Genomic DNA, 11,410 nt, shown 5'->3' with positions numbered 1-11,410 from the left:
GCAGGGACAACCGTGGGTGCTGGTCATTGCGGCACTTGGGCAGGGCGGTGCGAGTCTGTTATACCAACGGCCCTGAGTGAGCTTGCGAGGGTCGAAAATGCCGCTGACAACCGAGTCGGATCGTCCAGTCCCGAAGTTCTGGAGCCTGTCCCGTTTCCCCAATCACCCCGAGGCCGGACCGGTCGAAGAGATTGATGCGCTGACGATTTCCAGCGAGCAATTCACCCGGCAGTACGTTAACTACAACCGTCCCTGCCTGATCAAGAATGCCGTGCGACACTGGCCGGCATTCCATAAGTGGAATCAGCTCGACTACATCAAGGCTCATTCGCGCAACAGCACGGTAAAGGTGCGTTCGAAGATCGTCTCGGAGGTCATCGGCTGGTCGAGGCCCGAGGTCAAGGCGGCCATGACCGAGTACGCGAAGACGGTTTTCCAGGAAGTGCCGTTCCATGACTTTCTCGACAGTCTCAGCGAGGGCGACGATCCGCTGGTGGCCGACAGTTGCCGTTTTTCCAAAGGCTCTGCCATCGAGCAGATGAAGGGCGATGTGGGGGGGCTGCCGTTCATGCCGCAACTGTCCAAGCCCCGGCACTATCCACCCCATCGCAGTTTCCTGTACCGCAACTCCTACACCGACTGGCATTTCCATGTCATCGATGAGACCTTCATGGCCCAGGTGGTCGGTGCCAAGGAAGTCCTCTTGCTGCCGCCGGACGAGGCCAGCTGGCGGGCACTTCGGCCGGTGGTCGAAGAGGCCGGCTATCTGTACGACATCGATACCCTGCGTTTCCCGGGGACCCGGGGCTTGCACGCCCTGCGCACGGTGGTGGAACCGGGCGATGCGTTGTACATACCGGTCTATTGGTGGCACGCGGTGCAATCGATGGATGATGCGTTCGGCGCGACCGTTGCCGCAACGTTCCCGACCCCCTTGCACGTCAGTGGCGATATCCGTTCGCCCATTGCCAGGCGGGTGTTGCGCACGTTTCTGTTTTCCCGTTATGCGCCGTTGGTGCTGGGCGTGGTGGCCTACTCCCTGGTCTATCGATTGGCGCGCAAGCTGATCGGTGCCGGCACGCCCCGCGATGCACGCACATGAACCTCAAGGACATCCACCGACGATTCGATCTGGGACGAAGCTTCTATTTTCTCTGGTGCGGCGAATCGATGGCGGTAGTGGGTACGACGATGATGGGGTTCGCCCTGGGCGTCTGGGTGTATTCCCACACTGGCTCGGCGGTGGCATTCACCAACGTGATCCTGGCGGCAACGTTGCCGGCGATTATATTTTTGCCGTTGGCGGGAGGGCTCGCGGACCGGATCAGTCACCGGGTGATCATTGTCTGTTGCGATGTGAGCCTGGCGCTGTTGTTGCTCGGGATCATGGCCCTGCTCTGGCTCGATCGTCTGGAACCCCTGCACCTATACATCTTCAATTGCCTGGCTTCAATCGTCGCGGCTTTCCGTAAGCCGGCGTATCAGGCGGCGGTCAATACGATTGTCGCCCCGGAAAAATTCACCCGGGCCTCGGGCCTCATCAGTATCAGCAAGAACGTCTCGGCATTGGTGGCACCGCAACTGGCTGGGATCATCATGGCCAAGGCTGGCCTGGTGATGATTCTGGGGCTGAACGTGGTGACGTTCTGTTCCGGCACCTTGTTGGTGATCAAGGCGTTTTCCCATGTGCGGTTCGCGCCGGAGCCGCGGCACGGCGTCGGCAAGGAGCCGGTGCTGCGCAGCGTGCTAGACAACATTGCCTCGGCGCTGAAATTTTTCTCCGTCGGTCATCTGATGGCCTGGCTACTGGTCTACACCGTGGTACGCAACGCACTGCTTTCGCTGGCGACGGTGATGATGACGCCGTTGGTGTTGTCCACCATGAGCAGTCAGATGCTGGGCATGGCCTACACGTGGTCGGCCTTGGGCGGGTTGTTCGGTGCCGGGTTGCTGGTTCTCATCGGGCACCCGCGCAAGTTGATGGCGTTGGTGGGCGTGGCCGACCTGTTGTTGGCAGCCTGCGTGGTTTCCTTGGGCGTCGTTTCACACCCTGTTGCCTATTGTGCCCTGGCCTTCTTCGCGATCAGTGCGGCATGCGTTGCCGATGCCTGCGTGAGTTCGTTGTGGATGCACAAGATTCCTGGTGGCAATCGTGCCAGCGTCTTTGCGCTGATCAACATGTTGACCATTGCTGCCACGAGCTTGGTGATCTTTGTCGGTGGTTTGCTGGTGGACCACTGGTTCCAACCGGCCCTGGCGCCCGATGGCCGCTACGCCGATTCGATCGGTCTCTGGCTGGGGGTGGGTGCGGGACGTGGCGTGGGGCTGCTGTTCGTGGTCGCCGGTGGGCTTTTTGCGCTTCTGCCCTTGGGGGTCTTGCTCTACGGGCCGATGCGTCGTCTGGCCGAGACGCAGCCACAGCCGCAAACCATACAGGCCAGCGACAGTCCCTCGGTCAACGCCCTGTGATGACGGGCCAGGCCGGTTGTACCGGATTCCCGTGACAGACAGGCCAAGGGCGGTGGGTCAACCTTTGCCGAGCCTCTGCCACACCCCAATCCCGGGGTGGCGGAACAGTATTTGTATCGCCTCTTAGCCGACAACCCTCGATATAAAGGAGCACCTATGCGTCCGTCGTTTTATGATCCCAGTCGCTTCCCGAAACTCCAGGATCTTGCCAGTAACTGGGAAGTGATCCGTGAAGAATTTCTCGCCCTCGATGCGCCGACCTTGACCATCAACCGGGTGGGCAAATCGATCACCGAAATCGTCGACGAGGTCGCCGCGCATGTGGAGGCCGGCGGTAAGTATGGCTGGATCTGGGGGTGGGGCGACAACATGGAGATAAAGCCCGACTGGACGCAATATGGCCTGGTTGCCTATGACACGCCGATTCCTTACGCTCGTGCCGCCATGCCCGGGACCATCGAGTTGTTGAGCAAGATTCCAGGAATCAAACTCTGTGCCTTGTTGCGTATGGAGCCCAGCGTGTTCCTCAGCACTCATGCCCACACCGGTACCTGGGAAGAAGGCCTGTTGCATATGCAACTGACCATCGATGCACCTACCACCCAGAACTACTCTTACCTCAACGTCAATGGAAGCTTCAACCAGAGCACAAACGGCAACCTGGTGATCTTCGACGGCTCCCTCGACCACTTCGCCGTCAATGCCTCCAGGGCCTACCGCACGGTCCTGTACATTGAGTTCCATCGTGAGAAGCACATGGTCGCCTGATGTAGACCCCTCTGGCTCCCACAGGGGATTTGCGGTGAACACAGTGTTGATGGCTACCTGTGGGAGCGAGCTTGCTCGCGAAGAGGCCGGCACATCCAGCCTCTTCATTGACTGGGTCACCGCCATCGCGAGCAAGCTCGCTCCCACACTGGATGTTCAGCAGCCACATAATTCATGTGCGCCGGGAGTGCCCTTGTGGGAGCGAGCCCGCTCGCGAAGAGGCCGGCACATTTCACGCCGGATAAGCCGAGCCCACCGTCGATTCAAGGGTTGATTCCAGGAAACGAAAAGCAGTCTGCTTCGAAAGCTGGGTCGACTCGAAGAACGCCAGGTGGCTGCCATTGCGTTCCACATGCAGCAAGGCATCGCTGATGGACGCGGCAATGTGCTTGGAGCCACCGAGGTGGGTGGTTTCATCGCAGTCGCCGGCGACGACCAGGGTGGGCACCGTGATCTGTTCCAGCCGTGACTTCAACTCAGTCTTGTTCAACGCATCGTTGAGTCGTGCATAGCGGTAGAACAGCTCTTCGTTGACATAAGGATAGAGCGCCGCATGGGCGATGGAGTCCGGAATGGTCGCCAGTGTTGCCTGGTCCAGGAATAACGCCTGCAGGTCGCTGGCCTCATTGCGGTCTACGGCGGCCGACTCCATCAGCCACTCGAAGTTTTGCTGGTGGGCGGTACGCAGGCTGTCGTCCCCCAGGTTGTAATCGCCGTGCCACAGGCTCAGGGAACTGACCCGGTCGGTGTGGGTGGCGGCCGCGCTGAGGGCGATCACCGCGCCACCGCAGATACCCATCAGGTGCGCACTCTCCAGGTCATAGTGGTTCATCACGTTGATCAGGTCGCCCACCTGGGCGTCGGTGTCCACGGACAACTGGTCGAACGAGGTGCAGGAACCGAACAGCCCACGGGTTTCCCAGGTGACCACGAAAAACCGCTCGCTCAACGCATTGAACCAAGCGCGGCACAGGTCGAACGGCATGCCGCAGGGCAGGGCGAGGACTATGGCCGGGCGATTTCGATCGGTGCTGGCATGGACCGACAGCGCCACGTTGTCGCGGGTAATCAGGTGCAGTGTCTCGACCTCGGGCACGGCACCGCTGAAATCGAAGTGTCTGACCAGGCGCCCGAAGTCCTTGGCACTGTCGACGTCGTCGAAGTGGTCATAGGTAAACTCGAGGGCCTGGCAGATTTTCTTGCTGATGAACATCTCGAAAGAAGACAGTTGCGCCTCGCCGTCATGCACGTACTGCACGGCTTTGACGCCGATCCTGGCGAACGCGGTGTTGACCGCCCGTTCCGTGGCTCTCACGCTGGAGGAGGCCTGGTCGGGCGCCAAGTCACTGCCCTGGGCCAGAAAGCTCAGGCAGATAGGATCGGGCAAATGGATGGCAAGGTGCCTAAGCATCCTCACGGTCTCACACAGGCGCGTTGCTGCGTCGGTGGAAATAGTCATGGATTGGGGACTCCTGTCAGGCACGTTGCGCATGCCAACTGTCATGTGGCAGTGAAAAAATCAGACGGCTTCGAACTTTTTGCCTCGGGTGGTGTGGGTGACAAGGCGATTGTATTCAGGGGTCGTCTCGCCGATGACCTGCACCGCGCCGTACTTTTCAAGGCTGATCCGTCCACCGTATTCCTCGATGTGATCGGAGTCCGGATAGATCTTCACGAACGACGGTACATAGCGCGAGGCGAAGCCCATGCGCATGTCCTGGGACTCACCGCTGTGAGGGTAGGAGGCGTGCATCAGGGTCGACCAGAAAATGATGAACTGGCCGGCCTTCATTTGCATGGGCACGGCGGAGGCTTCGTCGGGTTTCCAGTTTTCGTCGATCTGCAGCTGGCGATAGTCGTAGCCGAAGAAACCGCGCCGCACGCCATCCTTGACCACCGAGCTGTTGTTGGCATCGGGATCGTAGGCCATGCGCTTGGTTTCGTCGTAGTTCATGCTGTTCTGGGTGCCAGGGATGAATTGCAGGCAACCGTTGGCGATGTTGGCGTCGGTGAAGGCGGTCCAGACGGTGATGGTGCCGCCGAAGTCTTCGTTTTCCGGCCAGAGGATCTGCGGCTTGCCCGAGGCGTTGGCGAAGGTGTCGGCCTGGTGCCAGTCGGTGCCTTCGTCCCCCGGGTATTTAGGGAAAAACTCGGTCCGCCAGCACAGGACATCCGGGCCGAGAATGCTTTCGATGCGGTCGCAGATTTGCGGACGGCAGATGTGGCCGGCGAGGAATTCGTCGTCCAGGTGGCGATCGTAGTTGGCAATGTTGGTGCCGCCGGAGATCGCATCCAGGTCCTGGTAGGCCGCGGCACTGCGGTCGAGCAGGCGCAGGCGGGTGCGCTTCCAGGTCTCTCTCATTTCTTCTGGCGAATAGGCGTCGAACGGTCCGATGAAACCGTTCTTTTCAAAGGACGCACGTTCTTCCGGGGTCAAGGCGAATTTTTTGCTCATGGACTTCTCCTTTTCGATCAATGGGCTTGAACAAGGGAACGCTGGATACAGCCGGCCAACACTTTGGCGGTGGCGCCATCGGCCAGCACACCTGGGTCGAGGTTGACCCGGTAATGGGCCTTGAGCGTGCTCAACGAGCGGATCAGGGCCAGGGAGGTGCCACCGAAATCGAAGAAGTCATCGTTCAGGCCGATGTTCTTCAGGCCGATGTCGTCCGACCAGACCTTGAGCACGAACTGCTCCTGTTCGGTGAGGCCCGGTTCGCTGGCGTGGAGCTCGGTCGATGGGATCGATTCGGGCGAGGGCAGGCGGCTCTTGTCGATCTTGCCGTGGTCGGTGACCGGCAATGCCGCCAGTGGGATGTAGGCCGAAGGGCGCATGTAGTCCGGCAGGCTCGCGGCCACCTGTGCGGCCACTTCGCTGCGGACCTGTTCGGTCCAGGCCGTCACGCCATGGGTCGGTACCACATAGGTCACCAGGCGCCAGTCGCCATCGCCGTAGTCGTGACCGGCCACGTGGGCGGCGGTTACGGCCGGGCTGGCTTGCAGGCACGCCTCGACTTCGCCCGGTTCGATGCGGAAACCGCGGATCTTCAACTGTTCATCGCAACGACCGGCGTAGCGGTATTCGCCGTCGTCACCCAGCACCAGCAGGTCGCCGGTGCGATAGGCACGGCTTGGGGTACCCGGCAACTGGACGAAGCGCTCAGCGTTCAGGGTTGGACGACTCAGGTAGCCCAGCGCTACACCGGCACCTTCAATGTACAGTTCACCGGCATTGCCTTGCGGCACCGGTTGCCGGTCGGCGTCGAGCAGGTGCAGGCGCCAGCCATTCAGTGGCGTGCCGATGGACACCATGGCGGCGCTTTCCAGGTCCTGGCCGAGCACCCGTTTGAAGGTGGTGTGGACGGTGGCTTCGGTGATGCCGTACATGTTGATCAAGGCTGGCGTCTGGTCGCCATGGCGTTCGACCCACGGTCGCAGCACAGTGGCGGGCAGCGCCTCGCCGCCGAACACCACATAACGCAGGGCCAATGGCGCACTGGCAGAACGGTCCGCTTCATCCAGGCCACGGAACGCCGATGGCGTCTGGCTCAGCACGGTGACGCCCTGGTCGGCCAGCCATTGACGCGTGCCACTTGGCGAGCGCGACACATCGTAGGGCACCACGGCGACGTGGCCACCGTGGGCAAGGGCTCCCCAGATTTCCCAGACCGAAAAGTCGAAGCCGATGGAGTGGAACATCGACCAGACGTCGTTTTCGGTGAAGGCGAACGAGCGTTGAGTGCTTTCCAGCAGGCGGCTGACGTTGCCGTGCGCCACCAATACACCCTTGGGCTCACCGGTGGAGCCGGAGGTGTAGATGACGTAGGCCGCTGCCTCGTCGGGGTTGCGCTGGTCGTCGGCGGGCAGCGGTTGCAGGGCCGGGCCGGCCAGCAGCTCGGCCAGGGACAGGACGCGCACGGACGCGCTTCGCGGCAGGTCGGCGAGTTCACCGATCATCAGGCCCAGGCCGCTGTCGCGCACGATGTGTTCGACCCGCTTGCCCGGGTATTGCGGATCGACCGGGACGTAGGCGCCGCCGGCCTTGAGAATGCCCAGCAGGCTGATGACCAGGTCGACGCCACGTGGCAGGCACATCCCCACCAGCATGCCGTCCCGGACGCCTTCCTGGCGAAGCCGGGCCGCCAACTGCGACGAGACAGTGTCGAGTTGTGCGTAGCTCAATGAGCGAGAGGCGTCGGACACCGCGGTTCGCTCAGGGAATTCACGGGCCCGGGCGACGAATGTTTCATGCAGGAATGCACCGTGCGTGAGGGGGGCTGGCGCGGGGTTGACCGATCCGCCAGTGTTCTTAATCGGCATGACTAACGCTCCTGTTAAATGCCAGGCACACCGTGTTTGCGTGTTGCGCAAACCGATGTGCTCGAGACGTCACTGCGACCCACGGCATCGTTTGCGGTACCTGTGCATTTCGCAGCTCGCGCATTTCAGCACCGACTTTGTGTCGGCGTCTGTCGCGGGAAATGGGGACAAGCGAGGCTGGTTTGGATCGACGTGTGTCGGTGCATCGGTGTAAGGGCCGATGGGGACTCTGTTTTGGTGTGTATATCCGTTGCCGTGGTAACGGCTACTTAAGGTCGAGCTTGCTAGCGAAGAGGCCGGCCCATCCAACATCACTGCGAACTGACCCACCGCCTTCGCGAGCAAGCTCGCTCCCACAATGGGCCGCAGTGAACACAAGACTCATGAGCACATAAGATCACCTGTGGGAGCGAGCTTGCTCGCGAAGAGGCCGGCCCATCCAACATCACTGCGAACTGACCCGCCGCCTTCGCGAGCAGGCTCGCTCCCACAATGGGCCGCAGTGAACACAAGACTCATGAGCACCCAAGATCACCTGTGGGAGCGAGCTTGCTCGCGAAGAGGCCGGCACATCCAACATCACTGCAAACTGACCCACCGCCTTCACGAGCAGGCTCGCTCCCACAATGGATCGCAGTGAATACAAGACTCATGAGCACCCAAGATCACCTGCGGGAGCGAGCCTGCTCGCGAAGAGGCCGGCACATCCAACATCAGAGCAAACTGACCCACCGCCTACCGCAGCAACGGATATAAACACCAAAAAACACCCCTCTCGGAACGGAAGATCAGCAGCTCCGGAAACGACCTAAGTAAACCCACGACAACCTCTGTCCCGGTTTGCGGTGCCAGACATCCCCCCCGATCAATGTTTTTATCCTTGCCCGATGGTGGGTCGCATTGGTCCGGCCCTGCGACGTGGATCCGACGATCCGTGGTTCAGGAGTTATTGATGAGTCTTCAAACTGACGCTTTGCCCGTCATGCCCGCTGACGGGATGGCGGATTCGCTTGTCTGGCCAGGTCACGGGGCCGGCGAATCGGTCAGGCTGTCGTTGCTCGCCGACGGTTTGAGTTTGCCGGTGGTGATCGAGCCGATCGACCCCGGGCTGGATCCTTCGTTGTGGGCCAGCACCCATCGCGAGGCCATCGAGGCGTTGCTGTGTCGCCACGGAGCGGTGCTGTTTCGCGGTTTTGATCTCGGCTCGGTGCCGGCCTTCGAGGCGTTCGCCGAAGCCTTGTCGCCCGGGTTGCACGGCAGCTACGGCGACCTGCCGAAGAAGGAGGGCGGACGCAACGTCTACCGCTCCACGCCTTATCCCGAGCGCGAAATGATCCTGTATCACAACGAGAGTTCGCACCTGGAAAGCTGGCCGCGCAAGCAATGGTTCTATTGCGAGCAGCCCTCACGGGTGGGCGGTGCGACGCCGCTGGCCGACATCCGCCAAGTCCTGCAATGCCTGCCGCCGCAGGTGGTCGCCCGGTTCGAACAGAAAGGCCTGAGCTACAGCCGCACCTTCACCGCCGGTGTCGAGCCGAGCTGGGCGTCGTTTTTCGGCACCACCGAGCGCGCCGTCGTCGAACAGCGTTGCCGGGAGCAGGGCACCGATTTCCAATGGCTCGACGACGAAACCCTGCAAGTGCGCACCCTTTGTCCGGCGGTTATCCAGCATCCGGTAACCGGGGAGCGGGCTTTTTTCAACCAGGTACAGCTGCACCATCCGTTTTGTCTCGGCGAGGAAATGCGTGAAGACCTGCTCGATATGTTCGGCGCCGATCGCCTGCCGCGCATGGTCAGTTACGGCGATGGAACGCCGATAGAAGACGACGTCATGGCGTTGCTCGGCGAGGCCTATGAGGCTTGTGCGGTCAGGTTCGCCTGGCGCAAGGGCGATGTGGTGATGCTCGACAACATGTTGGCCGCCCACGCTCGCGATCCCTACGAGGAACCACGCCTCATCGTCGTGGCGATGGGCGAAATGACCGCTCGGGGCGATGTATGGCGACCGGCGTGAGCCCTTTCGTGACTCCATTCGAGGATAGCAACCCATGAAAAACGAGCAGAACGCGAAGAAAGAGAAGAAGCCAAAACCGGGCTCGGTCATGCGCCTGTTGTGGCGTAACCATCCCTGGCTGACGCTCTTTACGTTGATCTGCGGTGTCATCAGCGGGGTTGCGTCAATCGCGGTGGTGAGCGTGATCAATGAGGCTATCCACAATGACGGCTCTCGCCTGCAGGCGCTGTACTGGTTCATCGGGCTCAGTGCCACGGCGCTGATCTTGCGCAACGGTGCGGCATTGTTTCCGGCCTACGCCAGCATGCGGATCATGACGCGCTTGCGCATTGCGCTGTGTCGCAAGATTCTCGCCACGCCGCTGGAAGAAGTGGACCGGCGCGGTCCGCCCAATGTGCTGACGATGTTGACCAACGACATCCCGCAATTGAATACGACGCTGATCATCATGCCCACGGTCCTGGTGGAAACGACGGTCTTTCTGTTCGGCATCGGCTACCTGGCCTACCTGTCGTGGGTGGTCCTGGCCCTGACGGTTTCGCTGATGATCCTGGGGGTGGGGCTGTACCTGTTCTTCTTTTCCTGTGGCGTCAGGAACACTTCCCGCGTACGGGATGAATACACCGCGTTCAATGAATACACCCACGCCCTGGTGTTCGGCCTCAAGGAGCTCAAGCTCAATGGCGTGCGGCGTCGTTGGTTCGGTCGCTCGGCCATCGAGGCGTCTTCCACCCGTGTGGCACGCTACAACTTCGTTGAGCGCCTGTGGTACACCGCCGCCGACAACGTCGGGCAGTTCACGCTGTCATTGTTGATCGGTTGCCTGCTGTTCGCCGCGCCGCTGTTCAGCGTCGTCGATCCGAAAATCATGACCGCCAGCGTACTGGCTGTGTTGTACATCATGGGCCCGCTGTCATTGCTGGTCACGGCCATGCCCTTGATGGCGGCGGGCCGGGTGGCCTGTACACGTCTTTCGGAATTTGGTTTCTCGATCAACGATCCGCACCCGGAGCCCATCGAGACCGAGGTGCCCAAGGTTCACCTGCTGGAGCACAAGAAGTCGTGGAATCGGATCGAATTGAAGGCCGTCAGCATGCATTACCACGAACTGCACGCAGAGACCGGTTTCTCCCTGGGACCCATCGACCTGACGGTGCAAACCGGTGAGTTGATCTACATCGTCGGTGGCAATGGTTGCGGCAAAAGCACCTTGGCCAAGCTCATCTGCGGGCTCTACATTCCCCAGGGCGGTGAGGTCCTGCTCGATGGCAAGCCGGTCACCGATGAAAGTCGCAACGACTATCGCGATCTGTTCTCCGCCGTGTTTTCCGATTTCCACCTGTTCAACCGCCTCATCGGCCCCGACGAAGAGGACGGCAACCCGACGCTGGCGCGCAAGTACCTGGAAACCCTGGGGCTGGCCGACAAGATCAAGATAGAAGGGCTGGGCTATTCGACCACGAAGGCCTTGTCCTATGGCCAGCAAAAACGCCTGGCGCTGGTGTGCGCCTACATGGAAGACCGCTCGGTCTACGTACTGGACGAATGGGCCGCGGACCAGGATCCGCCATTCAAGAAATTCTTCTACGAAGAGCTGCTGCCCGACCTCAAGCGTCGTGGCAAGACGGTGCTGATCATTACCCATGACGACCAGTATTTCCAACTGGCCGATCGCATCATCAAGTTGTCGGATGGCCAGATCGTTTCCGACATCAACTGCGCCCTGCGCGACAAGCGAGCCTGAATGTCCGTTCCGACAACATCGTCCGGCTTGCGATGTTGTCGCGACAACACCTTGGCAAACGGATGAACGCCCCTCGGCATCATCTCGACCCGACA

General features: G+C 60.9%; 8 protein-coding genes. 5 read left to right on the top strand and 3 right to left on the bottom strand.

What is annotated here, in order from left to right; translation table 11 throughout:
• Positions 1-97 precede the first annotated feature (97 nt).
• The 3 genes from ACLH0I_RS16925 (at position 98) to ACLH0I_RS16915 (ending at position 3,237) form a co-directional block, all read left to right on the top strand.
• Positions 98-1,102, top strand: a complete 1,005-nt coding sequence (locus ACLH0I_RS16925) for a cupin-like domain-containing protein (protein WP_411384845.1) — start codon at positions 98-100, stop codon at positions 1,100-1,102.
• Positions 1,099-2,469: an MFS transporter gene (locus ACLH0I_RS16920; RefSeq protein ID WP_411384844.1), complete on the top strand. Its 1,371-nt coding sequence runs from the start codon at positions 1,099-1,101 to the stop codon at positions 2,467-2,469. The genes ACLH0I_RS16925 and ACLH0I_RS16920 overlap by 4 nt, the downstream gene beginning before the upstream one ends.
• Positions 2,470-2,625: 156 nt before the next feature.
• Complete coding sequence (locus ACLH0I_RS16915) at positions 2,626-3,237, top strand: aspartyl/asparaginyl beta-hydroxylase domain-containing protein (protein WP_411384843.1); 612 nt, start codon at positions 2,626-2,628, stop codon at positions 3,235-3,237.
• Between the two features lie 232 nt (positions 3,238-3,469).
• On the opposite strand, the gene ACLH0I_RS16910 is transcribed toward ACLH0I_RS16915, so the two are convergent.
• From ACLH0I_RS16910 to syrB1, 3 genes are read right to left on the bottom strand one after another with little or no spacing between them, the layout of a single operon-like run.
• Positions 3,470-4,696: an alpha/beta fold hydrolase gene (locus tag ACLH0I_RS16910; protein ID WP_411384842.1), complete on the bottom strand. Its 1,227-nt coding sequence runs from the start codon at positions 4,694-4,696 to the stop codon at positions 3,470-3,472.
• Between the two features lie 60 nt (positions 4,697-4,756).
• Positions 4,757-5,692, bottom strand: coding sequence for a syringomycin E biosynthesis L-threonyl-[L-threonyl-carrier protein] 4-chlorinase SyrB2 (gene syrB2 / locus ACLH0I_RS16905; RefSeq protein WP_411384841.1), 936 nt, complete (start codon positions 5,690-5,692; stop codon positions 4,757-4,759).
• A 17-nt stretch (positions 5,693-5,709) separates the two neighbouring features.
• Positions 5,710-7,557, bottom strand: a complete 1,848-nt coding sequence (gene syrB1 / locus ACLH0I_RS16900) for a syringomycin E biosynthesis L-threonine--[L-threonyl-carrier protein] ligase SyrB1 (RefSeq protein WP_411384840.1) — start codon at positions 7,555-7,557, stop codon at positions 5,710-5,712.
• A gap of 952 nt (positions 7,558-8,509) precedes the next feature.
• Here syrB1 and ACLH0I_RS16895 point away from each other — a divergent pair.
• A complete protein-coding gene (locus ACLH0I_RS16895) occupies positions 8,510-9,571 on the top strand; it encodes a TauD/TfdA family dioxygenase (RefSeq protein ID WP_411384839.1) in 1,062 nt (353 codons plus the stop codon).
• A 34-nt stretch (positions 9,572-9,605) separates the two neighbouring features.
• Positions 9,606-11,315: a cyclic peptide export ABC transporter gene (locus ACLH0I_RS16890; protein ID WP_411384838.1), complete on the top strand. Its 1,710-nt coding sequence runs from the start codon at positions 9,606-9,608 to the stop codon at positions 11,313-11,315.
• Positions 11,316-11,410: the final 95 nt, after the last annotated feature.

The organism is Pseudomonas sp. MPB03, from assembly GCF_046605385.1.
GTDB classification, from domain to species: domain Bacteria; phylum Pseudomonadota; class Gammaproteobacteria; order Pseudomonadales; family Pseudomonadaceae; genus Aquipseudomonas; species Aquipseudomonas zanjanensis.
The sequence above is the reverse complement of the archived record's forward strand: the minus strand, read 5'-3'. Positions and strand labels throughout refer to the sequence as shown.

Coding starts and splice junctions, on each gene's coding strand:
- ACLH0I_RS16925 (WP_411384845.1), top strand. CDS start 98: ATGCCGCTGACAACCGAGTCGGATCGTCCAGTCCCGAAGTTCTGGAGC.
- ACLH0I_RS16920 (WP_411384844.1), top strand. CDS start 1,099: ATGAACCTCAAGGACATCCACCGACGATTCGATCTGGGACGAAGCTTC.
- ACLH0I_RS16915 (WP_411384843.1), top strand. CDS start 2,626: ATGCGTCCGTCGTTTTATGATCCCAGTCGCTTCCCGAAACTCCAGGAT.
- ACLH0I_RS16910 (WP_411384842.1), bottom strand. CDS start 4,696: ATGACTATTTCCACCGACGCAGCAACGCGCCTGTGTGAGACCGTGAGG.
- syrB2 (WP_411384841.1), bottom strand. CDS start 5,692: ATGAGCAAAAAATTCGCCTTGACCCCGGAAGAACGTGCGTCCTTTGAA.
- syrB1 (WP_411384840.1), bottom strand. CDS start 7,557: ATGCCGATTAAGAACACTGGCGGATCGGTCAACCCCGCGCCAGCCCCC.
- ACLH0I_RS16895 (WP_411384839.1), top strand. CDS start 8,510: ATGAGTCTTCAAACTGACGCTTTGCCCGTCATGCCCGCTGACGGGATG.
- ACLH0I_RS16890 (WP_411384838.1), top strand. CDS start 9,606: ATGAAAAACGAGCAGAACGCGAAGAAAGAGAAGAAGCCAAAACCGGGC.